Annotated in this window: 10 protein-coding genes; 6 read left to right on the forward strand and 4 right to left on the reverse strand. The window is 66.5% G+C overall.

Annotated elements, in window-relative coordinates; all coding sequences use genetic code 11:
* Nucleotides 1-67: 67 nt before the first annotated feature.
* The 5 genes from OG874_RS25185 (at nucleotide 68) to OG874_RS25205 (ending at nucleotide 17,126) form a co-directional block, all read left to right on the forward strand.
* Nucleotides 68-13,396 carry an amino acid adenylation domain-containing protein gene (locus OG874_RS25185; RefSeq protein WP_330249609.1) on the forward strand — a complete coding sequence of 4,443 codons (13,329 nt, stop codon included), beginning with the start codon at nucleotides 68-70 and terminating at the stop codon, nucleotides 13,394-13,396.
* A complete protein-coding gene (locus OG874_RS25190) occupies nucleotides 13,393-14,382 on the forward strand; it encodes an ATP-binding cassette domain-containing protein (protein ID WP_330249610.1) in 990 nt (329 codons plus the stop codon). The genes OG874_RS25185 and OG874_RS25190 overlap by 4 nt, the downstream gene beginning before the upstream one ends.
* A complete protein-coding gene (locus OG874_RS25195) occupies nucleotides 14,379-15,197 on the forward strand; it encodes an antibiotic transporter (RefSeq protein WP_330249611.1) in 819 nt (272 codons plus the stop codon). Before OG874_RS25190 ends, OG874_RS25195 begins: the two co-directional genes overlap by 4 nt.
* Nucleotides 15,197-16,003 carry an ABC transporter permease gene (locus OG874_RS25200; protein WP_330249612.1) on the forward strand — a complete coding sequence of 269 codons (807 nt, stop codon included), beginning with the start codon at nucleotides 15,197-15,199 and terminating at the stop codon, nucleotides 16,001-16,003. Before OG874_RS25195 ends, OG874_RS25200 begins: the two co-directional genes overlap by 1 nt.
* A 247-nt stretch (nucleotides 16,004-16,250) precedes the next feature.
* A complete protein-coding gene (locus tag OG874_RS25205) occupies nucleotides 16,251-17,126 on the forward strand; it encodes a dioxygenase (RefSeq protein ID WP_330257404.1) in 876 nt (291 codons plus the stop codon).
* Nucleotides 17,127-17,196: 70 nt separating this feature from the next.
* On the opposite strand, the gene OG874_RS25210 is transcribed toward OG874_RS25205, so the two are convergent.
* Nucleotides 17,197-17,595, reverse strand: coding sequence for a DUF7144 family membrane protein (locus tag OG874_RS25210; protein WP_330249613.1), 399 nt, complete (start codon nucleotides 17,593-17,595; stop codon nucleotides 17,197-17,199).
* A gap of 86 nt (nucleotides 17,596-17,681) precedes the next feature.
* The gene (locus OG874_RS25215; RefSeq protein WP_330249614.1) at nucleotides 17,682-19,802 is read right to left on the reverse strand and encodes an MMPL family transporter; all 2,121 of its coding nucleotides are present in this window, start codon (nucleotides 19,800-19,802) and stop codon (nucleotides 17,682-17,684) included.
* Nucleotides 19,803-20,241: 439 nt separating this feature from the next.
* On the opposite strand from OG874_RS25215, the gene nrdF reads away from it, so the two are divergent.
* A complete protein-coding gene (gene nrdF, locus OG874_RS25220; RefSeq protein ID WP_330249615.1) occupies nucleotides 20,242-21,204 on the forward strand; it encodes a class 1b ribonucleoside-diphosphate reductase subunit beta in 963 nt (320 codons plus the stop codon).
* Nucleotides 21,205-21,268: 64 nt separating this feature from the next.
* Here the strand turns inward: nrdF and OG874_RS25225 are convergent, their stop codons facing one another.
* Both OG874_RS25225 and mgtE read right to left on the reverse strand, forming a co-directional pair.
* Nucleotides 21,269-21,670 (reverse strand): hypothetical protein, encoded by a 402-nt coding sequence (locus tag OG874_RS25225; protein WP_330249616.1) that lies wholly within the window; start codon nucleotides 21,668-21,670, stop codon nucleotides 21,269-21,271.
* Between the two features lie 132 nt (nucleotides 21,671-21,802).
* Nucleotides 21,803-23,167, reverse strand: coding sequence for a magnesium transporter (gene mgtE, locus OG874_RS25230; protein ID WP_330249617.1), 1,365 nt, complete (start codon nucleotides 23,165-23,167; stop codon nucleotides 21,803-21,805).
* Nucleotides 23,168-23,272 lie beyond the last annotated feature (105 nt).

Consider the following 23,272-nt stretch of genomic DNA (forward strand, 5'->3'; position numbering starts at 1 on the left):
GGTAGCTACGCGACGGTCGGGACCAGCGGTGCACCACCGCGCCAGACGTCAGAACGCAGGTCTGCATATGCATCAGTCAGCCAACTCGAATGCCAGGACGGACACCATTACGCCCCATGACGCGTTCCCGTTGTCGGCGGCCCAGCGCGGTATCTGGTTCGCCCAGCACATCGCGGGCGACACCCCCATCTCGATCGCGCAGTACGTCGAACTGGTCGGCGCGCTCGATCTGGACACCCTCGCCGACGCCGCGCGCCGGACCGGGCGCGAATTCGGCACCGGGTACATCCGGCTGCTCGATGTCGATGGTCAGCCGTACCAATTCGTCGATACCACGATCCACGACGAACTCGTCACCATCGACTTGCGTGACCGGCCCGATCCCGAGGCGGCCGCACACGCGTGGATGCGGGCGGAGTACTCCGCCCCCCTGGATCTGATGCGCGACCGGCTGGTCGCGGTGGCCATGCTGCGGATCGCCGAGGACCGCTGGTTCTGGTACTCGCGCATGCACCACATCGTGCTGGACGGGATGGGCGCACTGGCCCTGGTACAGCGCACCGGTGAGCTGTACAACGCGGCCGTCGAGGGTCGGGAGGCGCCCGCCGCCAAGGCCGAGCCGCTGGCGAAGATCGTCGACGCAGATCTGGCCTATCGCAGCTCCGACCGTTTCGATGCCGACCGGGAGTACTGGCGCGACCATCTCGCGGGTATGGCCGACCCGGTCAATCTGGCGGGTCGCGAGGCCGATGTCGACGCGCATCCGAGCCGGATCTCGGGCGCGCTGCCCGCGGCGACGGCCGAATTGCTCGACTCGGTGGCGAAGGCGGCCAACTCCGGTGCCGCGCCGACCATCGTCGCCGCCTTCGGCGCTTATCTCGCCGCGATGACCGGCGCGTCCGAGGTCGTGCTGAGCCTGCCGGTTTCGGCGCGCACGACCGCGTCGCTGCGCCGCTCCGGCGGCATGGTCGCCAATGTCGTTCCGCTGCGGCTCACCTTGACGCCGACCACCACCGTCGGCTCGGTGATCCGGGCCGCGCAGGGCGAACTGACCGGGGCATTGCGCAGGCAGCGGTACCGGCAGGAGGATATCGTCCGCGATCTCGGCTGGGCGATGGACGAGGCCGCATCCTTCGGTCCGGCCGTCAATTTGATGATGGTGGACACCAGGATTCAGCTCGGCTCGGTCACCGGACGACTGCATGTGCTGACCTCCGGACTGATCGATGATCTGTTCGTCAACCTGTATCCGGGCGTCGGCGGCGAGAGCACCCACATCGACCTGCAGGGCAATGGAAATCTGTACAGCGAAGCCGAATTGGCGGCGCACCACGCCCGCTTCCTGATGTTCCTGCACCGGTTCCTCGCCGCGGGTCCGGATGCGCCGCTGTCCGCCGTGCAGGTGGTATCCGAGCAGGAATGGGACCAGTTGGTGCCCGCGCGCGGACCCGAGGGAGTCGGCGCGCGCACACTTCCCGAAATCATCGCGGCCGGTGCGGCACTGGATCCGGACGCGGTGGCGCTGCGGTCCGGCGATACCTCGATGACTTACCGCCAGGTCGACGAATATTCGAACCGTCTGGCCCGGGTGCTGATCGCCGCCGGTGCGGGACCCGAACGTACCGTGGCGATTTCGATTCCACGCTCGGCCGAGTCTGTCCTCGCGACGCTCGCGGTGGCGAAGTCCGGTGCGGCTTTCGTCCCCATCGACCCGACCTATCCCGCCGACCGGATCGAGCATATGGTCGGCGACAGCGGTGTCGTCGCCGGTGTCACAGTGCGCGAGGCGCGAAAGTCGTTGCCGGACCAGGTGAATTGGCTGATTCTGGACGATGACGCGACCGGCGGCGCGCTGGCCGCGCAGGACTCGGCGGCGGTCACCGATGCCGAACGCCGTGCGCCGGTGCATGTCGATCAGATCGCCTACATCATCTACACCTCCGGCTCGACGGGACTGCCCAAGGGCGTCCTGGTATCGCACCGCGGGCTCGCGAACCTGGTCACCGGCTCGGGTGCCGGATTCGGTGTCGACGCTGATTCTGTTGTGGCGCACGCGGTCTCACCGAGCTTCGATATCTCGGTCGAGGAAATCTTGGTCACCCTGGCGGCGGGTGCGACGCTGGCCGTGGTGCCGCCGTCGGCCTATGCGGGCGAGGAGATGGCCGAAGTGCTGCGCGCACATCGCGTCACTCATCTCAATGTCACACCGACGGTAGTCGGATCGCTGGATCCGGCGACGCTGCCGGAGCTGCGCACAATCGTCGTCGGCGGCGACGCGTGCCCGCCGGAACTGGTGGCCACCTGGTCCGGCCGGACGCTGCTGAACGGCTACGGGCCCACCGAAACCACGATCACCGTGACCCTCAGCGGGCCTTTGGTCCCGGGCGGACCGGTCACGATCGGCGGCCTCACCCGCGGCGTCAGCGCGGTGGTCCTCGATCCGTGGTTGCGGCCGGTCGCCCGAGGAGCCGTCGGGGAGCTGTACCTGGCGGGACTCGGGGTGGCGCGTGGGTATCACCAGCGCAACGGACTGACCGCCAGCCGATTCGTCGCCAACCCGTATGCGCCGGGCGAGCGGATGTATCGCACCGGGGATCTCGTGCGCTGGACCGCACGCGACGAACTGGAGTACCAGGGCCGCAGCGACTTCCAGGTCAAGGTGCGCGGATTCCGCATCGAACTCGGCGAGATCGATGCCGCCCTGCAACGACACCCGGACGTCGACTTCGCGCTCACCATCGGCGCCGAGACGGCGACCGGTGCCACCGCATTGGTGGCATACGTATTGGGCAAGCCAGGCACCGAGATTCATCCGGAGGCGTTGAAAGCCGCTGCCGGGGAGACACTTCCGGCGTACATGGTCCCCTCGGTGATCATGGTGTTGGACAGCATTCCGCTGACACCGCTCGGCAAGGTGGACCGCAGGGCCTTGCCCACACCGGATTTCCGTGTCCGCGCCGTCGCGAGCCGCGCACCGTCCACACCGCGCGAAACGGCGCTGGCCGCCTTGTTCGCCGAGGTGCTCGGACTCGAGACGGTCGGGGTCGACGAGAGCTTCTTCGCGCTCGGCGGCGACAGCATCGTCTCCATCCAGCTGGTATCGCGCGCCAAGGCCGCCGGGATCGGTTTCAGCGCGCGAGATGTGTTCGAGCGCAAGACCGTTGCCGCGCTGGCGGCGATCGCGACCGATGTGAGCGCGCAGACGGTGACCGAACTGCCCGGCGGCGGAATCGGGACTGTGGAGCTGACGCCGATCGTGCACGCGATGCTGGAGCAGGGGCCGACTTGGGGCCGGTTCAGCCAGGCCGTCTTGATCGGACTGCCCGCCGAATTCCGATGGGATCAGCTCCGCCCGGCGGTACAAGCGCTCATCGACCATCACGATGTGCTGCGTTCCACGCTGCGGCGCACCGAGCACGGCTGGGAATGGGTTGTCGCCGAGCGTGGTTCGGTCGATGCCGATGCGTTGATCGAGGTCGTGGCGGCCGGGCCGGACCTGGACCGCACCCGCGAGCGCGAGTTGCAGCGCGCGGCGGATCTGCTCGATCCCGAGGCGGGCGTCGTCGCGCGCTTCGTCCTGATCGAGCAGGCGGACTCCGCACCGATGTGCTGGCTCGTACTGCACCATCTGGTCACCGATGGCATCTCCTGGCGAATCCTGCTGCCGGACTTGGCGATCGCCGCGTCGGGCGGTGATCTGGCACCGGTCGGCACCTCGTTCCGACGATGGGCGCACGGTCAGGCCGGGCAGGCCGCCGAACGGGCCGCGCAACTGCCACTCTGGCAACAGATCCTGGCGACTCCGGATCCTGTTATCGGCTCCGCGGTGCTGGATCCGGCGGTCGACGTCGTCGCTACCATGGGTCAGTGCCACTCCACCGTGGCACCGGATATCGCGAATACCGTGCTCGCCACCCTGCCGGACCAATTCCATTGCGGCGCCGACGATGTGCTGCTCGCCGGGCTCGCGATGGCGGTGAGCCGCTGGCGTGACCGGACCTCCGCACTGCTCACCCTGGAAAGCCACGGCCGCTCCGAGACGATCCTGCCCGGCGCCGATATCGCCCGCACGGTCGGCTGGTTCACCAGCGTGTACCCGGTGGCCATCGATGTGACCGGCATCGATCTCGACGACGCGTTCGCCGGTGGCATGGCGGCGGGGGCCGCGATCAAGGCGATCAAGGAACAGCTGCGGTCGGTGCCGGACAAGGGTATCGGCTACGGCATGCTGCGCTATCAGAATCCGGATACCGCTGCCGCACTGGCGGTTACGCCGACACCGCAGTTCAGCTTCAACTATCTGGGCCGCGCGCTCACCGGCGGCCAGGACGGTCCCTGGCTGCCGCAGCGCTTCGCGGCGACACACAATGACGATGCGCCGATGGCCGCCGCCGTCGATATCAACGCGGTGCTCACCGATGCCGGGTTGGAGGTCACGTGGGCCTACGCCGCGCGCCTGCTCGACGAAGCGGACGTGCGCGAACTCGCCGAACTGTGGTCGCAGGCTTTGCGTGCCCTTGCCGCACACGCCACCTCGCCGGGCGCGGGTGGGCGCACCCCGTCCGACTTCGAACTCGTCCCGGTGCCGCAACACCAGATCGACAGCTGGGAGCGCGCCTACCCGAATCTCGCCGACGTGTGGCCGCTCTCGCCACTGCAGTACGGCCTGCTCTTCCACGCGCTCTACGACTCCGACACCGCCGACGGCTATACCGTGCAATCGCTGCTCACGCTGGCGGGCACCGTCGATGCCGCCCGATTGCGCAGCGCCGCACAGGCTTTGCTGCAACGGCACGAGAACCTGCGCGTCGCCTTCGTCGAGACCGACGACGGCCCGCGCCAACTCGTCCTCGCCGACGCCGAAATCCGCTGGCACGATGTGGATCTCACCGATATCGCCGACCCCGCCGAACGCGACCGTGAACTGGACCGGCTGATCGCCCTCGACGCGCGCACCCGATTCGAACTCGCGCGCCCACCGCTGATCCGCTTCACGCTGATTCGGACCGCCACCGATACCTACCGGCTGGTTATGACCAATCATCATCTCGTGCTGGACGGCTGGTCGACGCCGCTGCTGGTGCGTGAACTGCTGACGCTCTACGTCATGTCGGGCGATACGTCCGTACTGCCGCCCGCGCATTCGTATCGGGAATTCCTGTCCTGGCTCGACGAACAGGACAATGACGCGTCGCTCGCGGCCTGGGCGCAATCGCTGGCGGGCGTGGATTCGCCGACGCGCGCGGTCCCGACACTGGCCGGAATCGAATCGACCGAGACCGGGATGATCTCGCGCGATCTGACCCGCGAAACAGTCGATCGGCTCGAAGCCACCGCCCGTGAATCGGGGGCGACGGTGAACACCATGGTGCAGGCGGGCTGGGCCATGTTGCTCGCCATGATCACCGGCCGCAACGATGTGGTGTTCGGCGGCACGGTCTCCGGCAGGCCGCCGGAACTGCCCGGTGTCGAAGAGATGGTCGGCCTTTTCATCAACACGCTCCCGGTGCGGGTCCAGCTCGATCCGTCGGAGAAGGTCGCCGACCTGCTGGGCCGCGTCCAGGCCGAGCAGGCGCGGCTGATGGATCACCAGCATGTCGGGCTGGCCGCGATCCACCGCGCCGTCGGTCTCGCCGAACTCTTCGACACATTGACGGTGTTCGAGTCCTATCCCATTGACCGAGAGGCACTTTCGCAGGCGCTCGATATCGCGGGCATGCGTGTGCTCGATGTGGAGGGCACGGATGCGACGCCATACCCGTTGAACCTCATGGTCATTCCGCTGCGCGGTGCGGACGGCCACGACACCCTGCGCATCACGTTGAAGTTCATGGCCGACCAGCTGGATCCCACTGCGGCACAGCCACTGCTGGACCGCTTCGTCCGGCTGCTGACCCAACTCGCCGACAATCCGAACGCCCTGGTCTCGCAGCTGCAGTACTGCGACAACGCCGAGCTCGCCGCATTGCTGCCGGTCCGCGGCACCGAATCGGTACCCATGCGGACACTTCCGGAGATCCTCTCGGCGGGCGCGCACATCGATCCCGATGCGATCGCGGTCACCTCGGGTGATCTCACGATGAGCTACGGCGAGCTCGACGCCTGGTCCAACCGCTTCGCCAGGGTGCTGCTGAGTCGTGGCGTCGGCCCGGAGATCTTCGTGGTGCTCGCGCTCACCCGATCGCTGGAATCGGTGATCGCGGTATGGGCGCTGGCCAAGACCGGTGCGGCCTTCGCACCGCTGGATCCGAGCTACCCGGTCGAGCGGATCGAGCATATGCTCACCGATTCGAAGGCACCGATCGGTGTGACCGTGACCGAGACCGGTGAGACCCTGCCCGGCACCGTCGACTGGCTGCTGCTGGACGACCTCAACACGATTCGCCGGGTCATGCTCGTCTCCGACGCGCCCATCACCGACGAGGACCGCGGCGGCCCGATCGATATCGACCAGACGGCCTATCTGATCTACACCTCGGGCTCGACCGGTAAGCCGAAGGCGGTACTGCTGAGCCATCGCGGTATCGCGAATCTGACCACCGCACAACGCGAGACACTCGTACTCGATCCGACCGCCAGCGCATTGCAGGTCGCCTCACCGAGTTTCGACGCCTCGGTCTTCGAGCTGCTGATGGCGCATTCGGCCGGCGGGCGGCTCGTGGTGTCGCCGCCGGATGTCTACGGCGGCAGCGATCTCGAACGCTTGCTGCGTACCGAGCGGGTCACCCATGCGGTGATCACCCCCTCGGCGCTGGCCACCATGGAACCCAATGACCTGCCCGACCTGCGCGTGCTCTCGGTCGCGGGCGAGGCCGCGACACCCGAGTTGATCGAGCGCTGGGCCGTCGGGCGGCGGATGCTGAACCTGTACGGCCCGACCGAATTCAGTATCTGGGCGACCGGCCCGGCCGAACTTCTCCCCGGCGAACCGGTCTCGATCGGCGGGCCGATCCGCGGTGCGGCGAACCTGGTGCTCGATACCTGGCTGCGCCCGGTGCCCGTTGGCATCGCCGGTGAGCTCTACCTGGCCGGTCCGGCGCTCGCGCGTGGCTATTTCAATCGGTTCGAGATGACCGCGAGCCGGTTCATCGCCAATCCGTACGGCACGCCGGGTGAGCGGATGTACCGCACCGGTGACATGGTCCGCTGGGTCGCCGGGACGAGTTCGGACGCACTCGAGCTGGAGTACCTGGGCCGCAGCGACTTCCAGGTCAAGATTCGCGGTCTGCGCATCGAACTCGGTGAGATCGATGCCGTGCTCTCGCGCGACGAGCAGGTCGAATACGCGGTGACCATCGGCCGCGCGGGGCCGGCGGGGGCGACCGTGCTGGTGTCGTATGTCCTGCCCGCCGAGGGCATCGATCTGGATACCGAACGACTGCGGGTTCAGGTGGCGAACGAGCTGCCGGGCTATATGGTGCCCGGCTATATCGTCGTGCTGGACGACATACCGCTGACACCGGTCGGCAAGCTGGACCGGAAAGCCCTTCCGGTGCCGGACTTCTCGGTGACGCAGCGGCCGTATCTCGCGCCGCGGACACCGGTCGAGCAGGCCGTTGCCGATGTCTTCGGCGACGTGCTCGGCAACCAAAGGGTGAGCGTCGACCAGTCGTTCTTCGAACTCGGCGGCAACTCGCTCAGCGCCACCAAGGTTATCGCCCGAATCAATTCCGCCCTCGGCTCGACCATCGCCCTGCGCGATCTGTTCGACGCGCCCACCGTCGCGCAGTTGTCGGCGCGAGTCATCCCGGCCACCGACGGCAAGCCCGGCCGGTTCGCCCTGGCACCGCGGATCCGGCCGGACCGAATTCCGTTGTCCCCGGCCCAGCAGCGCATGTGGGTGCTCAATCGGCTGGATCCGACTTCGCCCGCCTACAACATCGCGGTGGCATTGCGACTCACCGGTGACCTCGATGTGGCGGCCATGCGCCGCGCGCTCGCGGATGTGGTCGAGCGGCACGAAAGCCTGCGCACCATCTACCCCACCGATGCCGAAGGGCCACGTCAGGTCGTGGTCGGCACCGCGACAGCCGCGCCCGAGTTGCGTGTGATCGATGTCGAAGACGGTGCGACACTGCGGGGTCGGATCAACGACTTGGCGGGAACCGGGTTCGACATCACCCAGGAACCACCGCTGCGCGTCGGCTTGTACCGCATCGACGACGGTACCGGCGCCGACGGCATGGGACCGGTACCGGTGTCGTCCCGCCCCACTGTCGGCGCATCGCCGGTCGCGTCGAGCGCTTCGGCGGACGTCCCACCGGTGTCCTCCGGCCCACTGGTGGTCGAGGCACCCGTGGTGCCGTCCACCGAGTCGCGCGCGGTGCACATCGTCGTGCTCGTGGTACACCACATCAGCGCCGACGGAGCGTCGATGGCACCGCTGGCCGCCGATCTGGTCGCCGCGTACTCGGAACGGGCCAGCGGGGCCGATACCACCAGAGTGCCGCTCGCCGTGCAGTACGCCGATTTCGCGCTCTGGCACCGCGAACTGCTCGGCAGCGAGTCCGATCCGGAATCGATGGCGGCAGGGCAGATCCGGTATTGGACCGACACCCTCACCGGTGCGCCGGATGTCCTGGAACTGCCCTCGGATCGGCCTCGGCCCGCCGTGCAGTCGATGCGCAGCGCCGATGTCGATTTCACCATCGACGGGCAACTGCACAGCGCCATCGTCGAATTCGCGGCCGCGAACAATGTCAGCGTGTTCATGGTGGTGCACGCCGCACTCGCGGTGCTGCTGGCCCGGCTCGGCGGCACCGATGACGTCGTGATCGGTACGCCGGTCGCGGGGCGTGGCGAAGAGGCGCTCGATGAACTCGTCGGCATGTTCGTCAATACCTTGGCGCTGCGCACCCCGGTGGATACGGGGACCGGATTCCGGCAGTTCCTCGCCGCGGTGCGGTCGGCGGATCTGGACGCCTTCGCGAATACCGACGTGCCGTTCGAACGGCTCGTCCAGGTGCTCGATCCGACCAGATCGACCGCGCACCACCCGATCTTCCAGGTGTCGCTGTCACTGCAGAACTTCGTCGAACCGGTCCTGGAGCTGCCCGGATTGCGTTTCGAGGTCGAAGATTTCGATCGCGGCGCCTCGGCATTCGACTTGACGCTCGACCTGCGCGAACGGTTCTCGGCAGCCGGTCCGGACGGCGTCGAGGGCGTATTGACCTATGCGACCGACCTTTTCGACGCGTCCACGGTGGCCATTTTCGCCGCGCGGTGGCGTCGCGTGCTCGCCACGATCGTCTCCGATATCGATGTACGGCTCGCCGATATCGATATCCTCGACGACTCCGAACGCGCGCAACTGGTTCCGGTGCGCGGTCCGGAGACCACGGGGACCATAGCGTTCGCCGAAGTGCTCGCCGCCTCCGCTGCGTCGTACCCGGACCGCCCAGCGCTGATCGCCAATGGACAGACCACCACCTACCGTGAGCTCGATGCCCGCTCGAACCGTCTGGCTCGACTCTTGCTGGCGGCCGGTATCGGCACGGAAACCGTAGTGGCACTGGGTCTCCCCCGCTCCGCTGAGCTGCTCACCGGCATGTGGGCGGCCGTGAAGGCCGGGGCCGCATTCCTGCCGGTCGATCCGAAGCATCCGGTGGACCGGATCGATCACATGCTCACCGATTCCGGTGCACAAGTCGGCCTCACACTGGCCGCCTATCGGCCATTGCTGCCCGACAGCACCGAATGGCTGGTCCTGGACGACCCCGAAACCGAAGGTCGACAAGCCGGTGACGCAGTGCTGCCGCCGACCACGGTCCACCTGGACAACCCCGCCTGGATGATCTACACCTCGGGTTCGACCGGAACTCCCAAGGGCGTCTCCGTCTCCCATCGCGGTATCGCCGATCTCGTTGCGGCACAACGAGAATCTCTCGGCCTGGACGAGAACTCCCGGGTATTGCAGGTCGCCTCACCGAGTTTCGACGCATCGATCTTCGAGGCGCTGATGGCGTTCGGGTCCGGCGGCGCGGCGGTGGTCGCACCGCCGGAGGTCTTCGGCGGTAGCGCACTCGCCGAACTGATCGCCGCCGAACAGGTCACGCACATGATCATCACCCCGTCGGCCTTGGCCACCATCGATCCGGCCGAGGTGTCGAGCGTGCGCATGCTCGCGGTAGGGGGCGAGGCAGTCGGCGCCGAACTGGTCGAGCGCTGGTGCGTCGACCGGACGATGGTGAACCTGTACGGCCCGACCGAACTCACCATCTGGATAACGGGTTCGGCCCCGTTGGTCGCGGGCGCACCGGTAACCATCGGAGCACCCATTCGCGGCGCGGCCGCGCTGGTCCTCGACGACCGACTGCGGCCGGTACCCATCGGCGTGGCGGGCGAGCTGTACCTCGCGGGCCCCGCGCTGGCTCGTGGCTATCACGCCCGGCCGAGCCTGACCGCCGCGCGTTTCATCGCCAACCCCTTCGGCGGTCCCGGCGAACTCATGTACCGCACGGGCGACCTGGTGCGTTGGACCCGCACCGCCGGACCGGCCCTGGAGCTGGAGTACATCGGCCGCACCGACTTCCAGGTCAAGGTGCGCGGTCAGCGCATCGAACTCGGTGAGATCGACGCGGTGCTCGGCCGCGCCGACGGCGTCGACTTCGCCGTGACACTCGGCGTGCCCGGCCCGACCGGATCGACCGCGCTGGCGGCCTATCTCGTCCGCAAACCGGGTGTCGAACTCGATATCGCGCGCGTGCGTGCGGTCGCCGCCGATACCTTGCCCGCGTATATGGTGCCCGCCGCCTTCGTGGTCATGGACGCCATCCCGCTCAACGCCGTCGGCAAGCTCGATCGAAGAGCATTACCGGAACCGGTATTCGTCATCGAGGAGACCGAATACCGCGCCCCCGAAACACCGACCGAGGAGATCCTGGCGCATTTCTACGCCGAACTGCTCGACCGCGACAAGGTCGGCGTCGACGATTCGTTCTTCGCACTCGGCGGCGACAGCATCCTCGCGATCCAACTCGTCTCCCGCGCGAAACTGCGCGGCATCCACTGCACGCCACTGCAGGTCTTCGAGCACCGCACCGTGGCCGCACTGGCCGCCGCCGTCGACGCCGCCGGCGCGGTGGTGCGGCTGGCGGAGCTGCCCGGCGGCGGTGTCGGCGACCTGCCGCTCACCCCGATCGTGCGCTACATGATCGAGCGCGGCGGCGACTTCAAGCGCTTCGCGCAGACCGCCGTACTGGAACTTCCGGTCGGCATCGAGCGCGACCAGCTCGTCGCCACCCTCGCCGCCGCGGTCGACCGGCACGACATGCTGCGCTCCCGACTGTGGCAGGCCGAAGACGGCTGGCACCTGCGGGTCGAGGAACCCGGGTCGGTCGAGGTCGACGCACTGGTGCACCGCATCGAATTCGATGCCGCCGCCGACTCGGTCGACCTGCGCGAATACGCCGTCACCGAATTGGATTCCGCGATGAACCGGCTCGACCCGGCGAATGCCACTGTGCTGCAGTGTGTCTGGCTGGACCCGATCGGCGACGCCGGAGCCAGAACGCGATCGGGCCGCCTGATCGTGGTGGCGCATCATCTCGCCATCGACAGCGTGTCGTGGCGAATCCTGGTGCAGGACTTGATCGCCGCCTGGGCGCAGGTGTCGGTCGGCAACACCCCGGTGCTGGCCGAGACCGGCACTTCGATGCGTCGTTGGTCGCACGCCCTCACCGAGGAGGCGCACACCAACCGCCGGATCGCCGAACTCGACTACTGGCACGGCGTGATCGAAGGTCCCGATCCGCTGATCGGCCCCCGCGAGCTCGATCCGTCGATCGATCAGGCACATACGCTCCGGACGGTCGAACTCGAGGTCTCCGCAGAGGTCACCACCGCGCTGCTCACCACCCTGCCGCGGCAGCTGCACGGCGCTGTCACCGATATCTTGTTCGCCACGCTGGGCTTGGCGCTGGTGCGGTGGCGCGCACGCCGGAATGTGGACGAGCGGACGGCCCTGCTGCGCTTGGAGGGCCACGGCAGACAAGAGGAAGTGATTCCGGGTGCGGATCTGGGTCGCACGCTGGGCTGGTTCACCAATCTCTATCCGGTGCGGGTGGATCTGGCCGGCATCGATACCGACGACGCCTGCGCGGGCGGTGCGGCGATGGGCGCGGCGATCCGGGCGGTCAAACATCAGCTGCTCGCGGTGCCCGACAAGGGCATCGGGTTCGGGCTGCTGCGCTACCTCAACCCCGCTACCACGGACCAACTTCCGGCACGCCTGCCGGCCCAGATCGTCGTCAACTACCTGGGCAGGCACTCGGCCGTCGACACCCCGGCCGGACTCGAAGGGCTCGGCTGGTTGCCCACCGGTGAATTCGGCGACCTGCGTGCCGACGAGCATCCACAGGTACCGGTCATGGCCGCGATCGACGTGCACGCCGTCGTCATCGACGATCGGATGCACGCGAGCATCGGCTTCCCCGAAACCCTGTTGAACCGCGCCGAGGTGACCGAGCTGGCGGACCTGTGGGCCGAAGCGCTCGGCGCGGCAGCCCATTTCGCGCGGACCCCGGCGGCACAGCGCGCCGCGGCCGACGAAACCGCGGCCCTGGCCGCACAGGCGGCGGCACGCGAAACGGCCGCCGCGCCCTCCGGACTCGGTATCGACGTACTCCTGCCGATCCGGCGCGGCGGCACCGATCCCGCCCTGTTCTGCATCCACTCCTCCTCCGGAATGTCGTGGAGCTACCTGGGGTTCGCGGAGCGGCTGCGGCCGGGGCGTCCGATCTACGGGTTGCAGGCGCCGGATCTCAGTGGCCGCGAACCGTCGGCGCGCTCCATCGAGGAGTTCGCTGATCGGTACATACGCGAAATCCGCGCGGTCCAGCCGACCGGGCCGTATCACCTGCTCGGCTGGTCCTTCGGCGGCCTCATCGTGCACGCGATGGCGGCGAAACTGAAGGCGGCGGGCGAATCCGTCGGCGTCGTCGCGCTGTTGGACACCGATACCGCCGATATCGACGGCGACAGCATCGAAAGGCTCTCCGCCGGCGCGTTCGTCAATACCTTCGGCTCGGTTGTCGGCATCGATGATGTACCCGCCGAGGCGACCGCCCAGGAAGCGGCCGATCTCATCAAGGCCCGGCTCGGCGGTGTCGACCTCATCGATGCCGAGACCATCGAGCGCATGGCCAGTTCCTACAACGCCGCCGCGCGTACCCGCACCGGATATCGACGTCCGGTCTACGACGGGGACGTGCTCTATTTCAGTGCCACCGTCGATAGCCCCGACATCGTGGGGCCCGACGGCTGGCGGCCCTACGTCACCGGCCGGATCGTCAATCACGACGTCGAGGTCACCCACAACGAACTGACCTCGCCGTACGCACTCTCGGTCATCACGCCGGTGCTCGACGACCACCTGACAGCAGGAGACCAGCAATGAATTCCGATCACGGAGTAGTCGTCGAGGGCATCGAGAAGTCCTTCGGCGCGGTACACGCCTTGCGCGGCGTGGACTTCGAGGCGGCGCCCGGAGCGGTGCTCGGCATCCTCGGACCGAACGGCGCGGGCAAGACCACGATGGTGAATATTCTCTCGACGCTCGTCGCCCCGGATCGGGGGCGGGCGCTGGTCGCGGGACACGATGTCGTCGCCGATCCGGCGGCGGTGCGCAAAATCATCATGTTGACCGGGCAGTATGCCGCACTCGACGATATGCTCAGCGGCTACGAGAATCTCGTCATGTTCGGCAGGCTGATGGGTCTGCGCAAGAACGCGGCCCGCGTCCGCGCCGACGAGCTCATCGGCGAATTCGATCTGGACCGGGCCGCGGGTCGCCGGGTCGGCACCTATTCGGGCGGTATGCGGCGGCGCATCGATATCGCGTGCGGTCTGGTGGTGCGCCCGGATGTGGTGTTCCTCGACGAGCCGACGACCGGACTGGATCCCCGTAGCCGCCAAGGGGTTTGGGATCTGGTGGAGAACTTCAAGAAGTCCGGCATCACCACCCTGTTGACGTCGCAGTATCTAGAGGAGGCGGATGCGCTCAGCGATCGGATCATTGTGATCGATCACGGCGTGGTCATCGCCTCGGGTACCGCGGACGAACTGAAATCCCGCACCGGTGGCAGCTACTGCGAGGTGGTGCCACTCGACCTGAAGGATCTGGCGGTGATCATGGCAGCACTCGGTTCGCTATTGCCCGAGGAGAATCGGGCCACCCTGACGCCCGATTCGGATCGCGTCACCATTCCGGCACCGGACGGTGCCAAGACACTGGCCGAAGCCCTGCGCCGATTGGACAGCGCGGGGGTCGAACTCGTCGATATCGCCTTGCGCCGTCCGTCGCTGGATGATGTATTCCTTCAGCTGACCGGCCATCTCGCCTCCGGTGATGCCGAAACCGCTGATGCGAAGGCAATTCCGTGACGGCCACGACCTGGTTCACCCAGGCCCGCGCGACCCCGGCCACGGTGCAGCAGTGGTGGGTGCTGACGACGCGGTTGATCGTGCCATCGGTGAAGACCGGCGAGGTGCTCGGAGCTGTGCTGGCACCCGTCGCCTTCACGGCGAGCTTCTACCTCCCGTTGAGAACGGTGATGATGTTCTCCGGTACCGGTTTCAGCAGCTACGCCCAGTTCATGATGCCGATCGTGGTCCTGCAGGCCGCCGCATTCACCGCGATCGCCGCGGCCTTCCGCTCGGCCTCCGATGCGGTGGCGGGGATCAACCGCAGGTTCGGGGCCATGCCGATGAATCCGCTCGTGCCGGCCGCGGCACGCATGTCCGGCAATATCTTTCGGCTGGTGATCTCGCTGATCGCGGCCATCGTCTGCGGATACGTAATCGGGTTCCGCTTCCGATTGGATGCTCTGCACACCGTCGGGTTCCTCTTGTTCTCACTGCTCATCGGCATCGGTTTCACGCTGGGCGCGGATGTGATCGGCACCCTCGCGAAGAGCCCGGAGGCGACGAGCCAGGCCTTGATACTGCCGCCGCTGATCTTCGGCATGCTCTCGACGGGTCTCGCACCGGCACGCCAGTTTCCGGACTGGGTGGAGCCGTTCGTGCGCAATCAGCCGGTATCGCAGTTCGTCATCGGGCTGCGTGCGCTGGCGGGTGACACGTTGGGCAATGCGGGCACGGTGAGCTGGTCACTGATGGGGCCGCCGCTGCTGTGGGCCGCCGCGATCCTCGCCCTGTGCGTTCCGTCCGCCATCCGGCTGAGCTCGAGGAAGGCGTGATGATGCTATCGACGACCGCCCACACCGGTTCGGAGACCGCACCGTCGGCGCTGATGCGGCATACCGCGATTCAGACCCAGCGCTTGCTGTTGCGCTGGGCCCGTAACCCGATCACCCTGCTCGAAACGCTGCTCGTCCCCTGTCTGCTGCTACTGATGCTCAACATCGTGGTCGGCGGCCAGATCGAGAAGTTCACCGGCGATAACGCCCTCTACGGCTCGGTCCCCATGGTCGCCATAGTCGGCGCTCTCTCCGGTGCCGTCGCCAGCGGCGTCCTGCTCGGCCGCGAACGCGACGCGGGCCTGCTCGCCCGCTTCTGGGTCCTGCCGGTGCACCGTGCCTCCGGACTCGCCTCGCGCATCATCGCGGAAGGTTGCCGAATCCTGCTGGGCACCATCACCGTGCTGATCGTCGGCATGCTATTGGGGTTCCGCTTTCACCAGGGACTGCTGTATGCGATCGTATTCCTTTTCATTCCAGTACTTTTCGGCTTGGCCTTTGCCACCATCGTCACCGCGGTAGCCGTCTTCACCGCGAAGGCGGCTCTGGTAGAGGGCATCACCATCGTCACCTCTCTGATGATGTTCTTCAGTACCGGTTTCGTTCCCCTGATCGCCTACCCGGCATGGATCCAACCGGTCGTGCGCAACCAGCCCATGTCGGTAGCCGTGGACACCATGCGCGCGCTGTCCGACACCGGTCCCCTGGCCCGGCCCCTGACCCTCACCCTCGTCTGGTCCCTGGCCGCCATTCTGCTGTTCGCCATCCCCGCCACCATCGGCTACCGCCGCGCCAGCCGCCGGTAATGGCCGATCGATAAATCGGCACACTGGATATGCGCTGACCCGATCACGCTTGTCGGCTCCGGATCGGCATCCATCCGCACCACTCACAGCCCACGCACAGCTGGGCCCAACACCGTCCCTAGCACCCGTCCATAACGTCACCGTGGACAAGCAATCCCGACAACGGAAGGACAACGCAGTGAGTGCACACCCCGCGCACCGCGAGGTACACGAGCACGATCTCGGCCTCGCCCACGACCTGAAGGTGATGTCACGCCGCCACGCCCTGTTCTTCTTCGGCGCGGCGGGAGCGGCCACCGTCGCGGCGGGCTGCTCGTCGGCGACCACCACCAGCACGACCACCACCAGCGCAGCTGCCGCACAGACCACCACCTCGCAGACCGGCAGTGTCACCGCGGCACCGCAGGAGACCGCGGGCCCCTACCCGGGCGACGGCTCCAACGGCCCGAATGTGCTGATCGAATCCGGGGTGGTCCGCTCCGATATCACGACCAGCTTCGGTTCGTATTCCGGTGTCGCACAGGGTGTTCCGATGACACTGCGACTCACGCTGCGCGATCTGGCGAAGAACGGCGCGGCGGCCGAGGGTATGGCCGTCTACGTATGGCACTGCGACCGCTCGGGCGAATACTCGCTCTACGGCAATGGCATCACCGACCAGAACTATTTGCGCGGCGTCCAGGTCGCCAACGCCAATGGCGAGGTCACCTTCACCTCGATCTTCCCGGCCTGTTACTCCGGCCGCTGGCCGCATATCCACTTCGAGGTCTACGACTCGCTGAGCACCGCGGTCGCCGGGCAGAACGCGCGACTCACCTCACAGATCGCGCTGCCGCAAGACGTCTGCGACACCGTCTACGCCGCCGACTCCGGATACGCGCAGAGCATCACCAACCTGTCCCAGATTTCGCTGTCCTCCGACAATGTCTTCGGCGACGGGTGGGACGCCGAAATGGCCGCCGTCGCAGGCACTCCGACCTCGGGCATGGTCGTATCTATCCCCATCGGCGTCGCCGAGAAGTCACAGAACACCCAGTCCGGCAACGGCTCCGGGACGCCGCCGGGCCAGGGTGGCCCCGGCGGCCAGGGCGGTCAGGGCGGCCCGCCGCCGCGCACCAGGTAAGCCGACGACTCGGCCCCCGACCCATACTGGACGGATCGGGGGCCGACACGAAATCACTTGCACTACTTACCTATTCGGAACCGATCTGCCGCGCCAGCGCCCAGATGATCAGCACATCGAGGGCGATCATCACCAGCGACCAGAACGGATAGATCGGCGCGAACAGGAAGTTGTCCACGAGGCTGATCGAGGCCATCATGATGCCGGCCAGAAATCCCCAGGTCTGCCCGGTCACGATACCGATGCCCGCGATGATGATCAGCACCGCGATCACCAGATGGACCCATCCCCACGTCGAGACGTTCACCTGGAAGACCTGGTCTTCGGTCAACACGAAGAAGTCTCGCTTCGCGATCGCAGCGATGGCCGCCAACAGATGTAGCACACCGGTGATCAGGATCAGAACGCCCGCGAAGATCGTCATGTCATTGAGCACGGGTCCGGTCTTGGTCGTGCCGGGACTGGTCATAACACACACTCCTTCCGAAACGCGCGGTAATCAACGGCCACAAACTAACCCGCGACACGCCCGAAACGAGGGATCACCTCGGCGGGTCACTTGCTGAGACTGATCTCCGGTTCGGGAGTCGCGGCAATACGCGGCCGGGCCAACGCGCTCGGCCACCAGATCCGATCACCGACATCCAACGTCAGCGCGGTGACCAGGATCGAACGCACGATCACGGTATCGAGCAGCACGCCGACGGCGATGACGATGCCCATTTCGGCGAAGGTCACCACCGGCATGGTCGCGAACACCGCGAAGGTGCCTGCCAGCACCAGTCCGGCCGAGGTGATCACCCCGCCGGTGGCGGCCAGGCCGATGAGCGCGCCGGCCTTGGTGCGATGTTTCTCGGCCTCCTCGTGCACCCGCGACATCAGGAAGATGTTGTAGTCGATGCCGAGCGCCACCAGGAAGACGAACGTCAGCAGCGGAAGTCCCGCGTCGGCGCCCTTGAATCCGGCCAGATCGAAAATCCAATGGCTCAGCCCGAGCGCCGCGAAATAGGACAGCACCACGGTCGCGGTGAGCAGAATCGGTGCGAGCACCGCGCGCAGCAGCACCATCAGGATCACCATCACGATGCCGAGCACCACCGGCACGATCACCCGATTGTCATGTGCCACAGCACGTTTGATATCGAGTATGACGGCGGTCTCGCCGCCGACCTTGGACTCGGGATCGGCCGCGTGCACGGCGGCGCGCACCCGGTCGATGGTGGCGTCGGCGGCGCGGCTGTCCGGCGGATCCGAGAGGGTGCCCTCCAGATAGACCAGATCGTCGGTGATGATCGGTCGCGACGGCGCGGTAATGCCGGGTGTCGATCCCAACGCCGTGGCGACGGCGTCGGCGCGCGCGGCGGAGGCGACGACCATTACCGGGTTACCGGTGCCCGCCTCGAAATGTCGTTGCAGCACTTCGGTTCCGGTGACCGCAGCCGAGGAGCCGACGAACGCGTCCTTGTTCGCGATCCCGTTCGCCTCCAGCCCGGTGACGCCGAGTGCCAGCGCACCGAGTGCCAGCGTGGTACCGATCCAGACCGTGCGCGGCCGCCGGGCGATCGCGGATCCGATGCGCGCCCAGATACCGGACTCGGTCTCGTTGACGGTGCCGGAGTTCGGATGGCGCGGCCAGAAGATCCACCGGCCGACGATCACCAGCAGCGCGGGCAGCAGCGTCAACATCGCCAGCAGTGCCACCGCGATGCCGATTGCGCACACCGGGCCGATGCCCTTGGTCGAATTCATCTCCGCCACCAGCAGAGCCAGCATCGAGACCATCACGGTGCAACCACTGGCCAGCACGGCGGGCCCGGCCCGGTGCAGTGCGACCGCCATCGCCTCGTGTTTATCGGGATGGCGGCGCAGTTCCTCGCGATAGCGGGCCACCAGCAGCAGCGCATAGTCGGTGCCCGCGCCGAAGACCAGCACCGTCAGGACGGCCTGACTCTGCGCGTTGACCGTCAATCCCAACTTGGTCGCGCCGAATACCGCGGCCTGCGAAATCGTCAGCGCGAAGCCGACGGTGATCAGCGGCAGCGCCCACAGCATCGGACCGTAGGTGGCCAGCAGGATGACGATGACGACCGCGGCGGCCGAGTACAGCAGCAAACCGTCGATGCCCTCGAACACCTCACCGAATTCGGCCGCGTACCCGGCCGGTCCGGTGGCGTAATAGGACAACCCGTCGGGTCGCTCGCCCGCCGCGTCGTTGATGGCGCCAACCACCGCGGTCAGGCGGCTCCAGCCTTCGGATCCCATCGAGATCGGCACCAGAATTTCCAGTGCCTGACCATCCTGCGACGACATCGGGCCGAGCAACTTGTCCGCCACCACATGTTCGATCTGCCGGAACCGCTTGGCTGCCGCGCCCACTGCGAGCCGGTCGGCCTCGGTGATCCCGCTGCTGCGCTCGTAGACCAGCACCACCGGAACCTGGTCACTGTTGCCGAATTTCTCGGCCAGCTTGAATGCCTGGGTGGATTCGGCGCTGTCGGGCAGCCAGGTGACATTGTCGTTCTTCTGTGCGCCGGTGAGCTTTCCAGCGAAGGCGCCCAGTGCCAGCAGGGCGATGATCCAGACGCCGAGCACCACCCATTTGCTCCGGCGACCACTCGGTACACGCGAGAGTCGGCCGAGCAGATCGGTCATATCCGGATCGGTGGGTGCAGACATCGAGCCCCCTCACAGTGGCACTGATGCTACTGCCGGGTTCTGGTATCCGCGAGCAAATCTGTGACGCTGCGCCCACTCCCCGGGCGGCCGACCAGGTCCATCAGTCGCCGGGTCCGACAACAGAGTTCATCCGGCGGCGACAGCAATCCTGGTTGCGGCGCGCAGACCACGGCGTCCGCACCGCACCGGACCCGCGACCCGTTGACCGGCAAACTGTCGGCGACCACGATGACCACGCCGGTATCGATGCGCGGATTTCACACTCCGTGCCGCACAATGGGTGCCGCACGCGGTGGTCACCGGCCTTTCTGCGCCATCGTGACAGACGCCGCTGCGACACAAGGTGTTGTGCTGCACGGACTTGTCACCCCCAAGGAGTAGTGTTGAAGGGGTAGCAATTCCGTGACGGCAGCGTGCTCGGGAAGGGTGTGGAGGCAGGATGAAACTGATCGATCGGGTGTCGGCCATCAACTGGAATCGGGTGCCCGACGAGAAGGATGCCGAGGTCTGGGACCGCCTGACCGGCAACTTCTGGCTGCCCGAGAAGGTGCCGGTGTCCAACGATATTCCATCGTGGAACACCCTCACCGCCGACGAGAAGCAATTGACCATGCGGGTATTCACCGGCCTGACGCTGCTGGACACCATCCAGGGCACCGTCGGCGCGGTGAGCCTGATCCCGGATGCCCTGACGCCGCACGAGGAGGCGGTGCTCACCAATATCGCGTTCATGGAATCGGTGCACGCCAAGAGCTACAGCTCGATCTTCTCCACGCTGTGCTCCACCCGCGAGATCGATGACGCGTTCCGCTGGTCGGAGGAGAACCGCAATCTGCAGCGCAAGGCCGAGATCGTGCTGGAGTACTACCACGGCGACGATCCGCTCAAGCGCAAGGTGGCCTCCACACTGCTGGAGAGCTTCCTGTTCTACTCCGGGTTCTACCTGCCGATGTACTGGTCCTCGCGGGCCAAGCTCACCAACACCGCCGACCTGATCCGCCTGATCATCCGCGACGAGGCGGTGCACGGCTACTACATCGGCTACAAGTACCAGAAGGGTCTGGAGCTGCTCGGCCAGGCCGAACGCGAGGACCTCAAGAACTACACCTTCGAGCTGCTCTTCGAGCTCTACGACAACGAGGTCGAATACACCCAGGACCTCTACGACGAGGTCGGCCTCACCGAGGACGTCAAGAAGTTCCTGCGCTACAACGCCAACAAGGCCCTGATGAACCTCGGCTACGAGGGGCTGTTCCCCAAGGACGAAACCGACGTCAACCCGGCCATCCTGTCCGCCCTCTCCCCCAACGCCGACGAAAACCACGACTTCTTCTCGGGTTCGGGCTCCAGCTACGTCATCGGCAAGGCCGTCAACACCGAAGACGAAGACTGGGAATTCTGACGCAAGCTTCTACTACGAAGTCCGGCTCGACCTGCTGGCCGAGCCGGACTTTTCATGTCTCGATTTACCTGTTCCCGTTGGGATTCCGCAAAATCTGCAGAATTTGAGCGACGTCCGACTTCAGAGTGCCGACATCGGACTCCAACGACCCCAGGCGGCCACCCATCGAATCCAGGCGACCATCCATCGAATCCAGGCGGCCACCCATCGAATCCAGGCGACCATCCATGACGTCTTGACGAGACGCCATGTTGTTGATGTCGACACTCATCGAGATCAGCCGCGACGCAACCGATCGACCATCCAAATCGCCGATGCTGACACGGACGTCGTCCACGCTGGTATGCAGCGCGGCCAGTTGCTCGTGGATTTGCGTCACCGTCACAGTATCGCGGGTGATCTGGTGATCGCGCCAGAGTTCCAGCTCGTGGACACGCTGCTCGAGTGACTTACCACTGCTGCTCATGAATCGAACCCACCCCTTCGTTAGCTACAACATCGAAAGCATGTTCGACCATAGCGGTTAGCTCTGGCGAAGTCTGCACCTTTGTATTCGCAATGGCGGACACGCCGGAAGGCGCGCGGAAGAGGGTCTGCGTCAGATACCGAGAACCAGCTTCGCGGTGGTGAAGTAGATGATGAGGCCGGTGGCGTCCACCAGAGTGGTCACCATGGGTGCCGAGACGACCGCGGGGTCGATGCGGAAACGCTTGGCCAACAACGGCATCATGCCGCCGATGGTCGCCGCCCAACCGCAGATCAGCACCAGGGTGATACCGACAACCAGGGCGGTGCCGGGATCGACGAACAACGCGCCGATGATGACACCCGCGGTGGCGAGCATGGTGCCGAGCACCAGCCCGACGCGGCATTCGCGCCAGATCACCTTGAACAGGTCGGAGCCGCGAACCTCGCCGACGGCCAGCGCGCGCACACAAGCCGTGGCCGCTTGGGCGCCCGCATTGCCGCCCGCGCCGATGAGCAGCGGGATGAACAGCGCCAGATGTGCCGCCTGCTGCAGGGTGCCCTCGAAGAAATCGGTCACGCTCACGGTCAGGGTCGCCGCGAAGAGCAACAGCAGCAACCACAGTGCGCGATAGCGGGCCAGCTGCAACACCTTTGCGGCCATGTAGTGGCCCTCCCACGGCGCGGAGCCCGCCTGCTTGGCGACATCCTCGCTGTCGGCGGCCTCGATGACCTCGACGGCGTCATCGATGGTGAGCAGCCCGACCAGCCGGTCCTCGCTGTCGACGACCGGCAGGTTGATGTCGTTGGTCTCGCGCATCAGCCGGGCGGCCTTCTCGGCCGAGTCGGTGGCGCGCGCGAACGTCGGTTCGGTGACGACGAGTTCGGAGACCATGGTGTCCGGGCTGCTCAGCACCAGTTCGCGCAGTTCGACGATGCCGGTGAGGCGGCGACCGGCATCGACCACCGGCAGCGTGTACACGGTTTCGGCGTTGGTGCCCTTGGCCCGCACCGTCTGCAGGGCATCGGCGACGGTCAGATTCCGTGGCAGCGCAACGACTTCCGGGGTCATGTACAGCCCGACCGAGCCCTCCGGGTAGCCGAGCAGCGCTGCGGTCATCCGCCGTTCGCGTGGGCTCAGTCCGGCCAGCACCTTCTTGGCGACCTTGGCGGGCGCCTCACGCAGCATCCTGGCCCGGTCGTCGGGCGCCATGCCTTCGACCAGGTCACGGAAGCTCTGGTCGCGCAGACCCTGCAGGATCTGCTGCTGATCCACCGGTTCGAGCTCTTCGAAGACGGCCAGCGCCAGGTCCTTGTCGAGCAACCGGAAGGCCAGACCGGCCTGCACGGCGTCCATCCGGCCGAGTTCGTCGGCGATGACGTGCGGCGGGTGATTGTCGAGCCAGTCCAGCGCGGCATCGACACGATGGGTTTCCGCGATGTCCTGCAGGGATGCGGACAGCGTCGGGCGTACTTCGATGAGATCGGTCTGCGACATGGGAGGTCCTCAGCACATAACGGCGAGTAAGCGAGTGAATCGAAGGACACGAAGTCACACCGCGGGCACCGACCCCCATGACCGAACTACTGCCGGAAGCTACTG

The organism is Nocardia sp. NBC_00565, from assembly GCF_036345915.1.
GTDB lineage: Bacteria > Actinomycetota > Actinomycetes > Mycobacteriales > Mycobacteriaceae > Nocardia.

Coding starts and splice junctions, on each gene's coding strand:
- OG874_RS25185 (WP_330249609.1), top strand. CDS start 68: ATGCATCAGTCAGCCAACTCGAATGCCAGGACGGACACCATTACGCCC.
- OG874_RS25190 (WP_330249610.1), top strand. CDS start 13,393: ATGAATTCCGATCACGGAGTAGTCGTCGAGGGCATCGAGAAGTCCTTC.
- OG874_RS25200 (WP_330249612.1), top strand. CDS start 15,197: ATGATGCTATCGACGACCGCCCACACCGGTTCGGAGACCGCACCGTCG.
- OG874_RS25205 (WP_330257404.1), top strand. CDS start 16,251: ATGTCACGCCGCCACGCCCTGTTCTTCTTCGGCGCGGCGGGAGCGGCC.
- OG874_RS25210 (WP_330249613.1), bottom strand. CDS start 17,595: ATGACCAGTCCCGGCACGACCAAGACCGGACCCGTGCTCAATGACATG.
- OG874_RS25215 (WP_330249614.1), bottom strand. CDS start 19,802: ATGTCTGCACCCACCGATCCGGATATGACCGATCTGCTCGGCCGACTC.
- nrdF (WP_330249615.1), top strand. CDS start 20,242: ATGAAACTGATCGATCGGGTGTCGGCCATCAACTGGAATCGGGTGCCC.
- OG874_RS25225 (WP_330249616.1), bottom strand. CDS start 21,670: ATGAGCAGCAGTGGTAAGTCACTCGAGCAGCGTGTCCACGAGCTGGAA.
- mgtE (WP_330249617.1), bottom strand. CDS start 23,167: ATGTCGCAGACCGATCTCATCGAAGTACGCCCGACGCTGTCCGCATCC.